The organism is Pseudarthrobacter albicanus (assembly GCF_018224015.1).
Taxonomy (GTDB): domain Bacteria; phylum Actinomycetota; class Actinomycetes; order Actinomycetales; family Micrococcaceae; genus Arthrobacter; species Arthrobacter albicanus.
In genome coordinates this window covers 1-515 of sequence record NZ_JAGPOT010000185.1, presented here as the reverse complement: position 1 = coordinate 515, position 515 = coordinate 1, and the positions used below count along the sequence as shown (strand labels likewise).

The 515-nt window shown below is 64.1% G+C and carries 1 protein-coding gene; it reads right to left on the bottom strand.

The window, feature by feature from the left end; all coding sequences use genetic code 11:
- Nucleotides 1–515, bottom strand: a 515-nt coding sequence (locus J9611_RS21310; protein ID WP_504742118.1) for a beta/alpha barrel domain-containing protein, incomplete at both ends; no start/stop codon positions are given.

Here is a 515-nt window from a genome sequence, read left to right as displayed (position 1 = left end):
TCGTCGAAGTAGCCGGTGCCGACTTCGCGCTGGTGCTTGGTCGCGGTGTAGCCGCGGGACTCGGAGGCGAATTCCTTCTCCTGCAGCTCGACGTAGGCGCTCATGCCTTCCCGGGCGTACCCGTGGGCGAGGTCGAACATCGAGTAGTTCAGGGCGTGGAAGCCGGCCAGGGTGATGAACTGGAACGTGAAGCCCATGGCGCCGAGTTCACGCTGGAACTTCGCGATCGTGGCGTCGTCGAGGTGCTTCTTCCAGTTGAACGACGGCGAGCAGTTGTAGGAGAGCATCTGGTCCGGGAAGTCGGCCTTGACGGATTCGGCGAACTTGCGGGCCAGCTCCAGGTCAGGGGTGCCCGTCTCCATCCAGATGAGGTCCGAGTACGGTGCGTAGGCCTTGGCGCGGGCGATGCAGGGTTCGATTCCGTTGCGGACCTTGTAGAAGCCTTCCGCGGTGCGGACCGGCTGTCCGCCTTCGCGGAGGATGAATTCCTGGTCGCGCTCGTCGACGTCGGAGGT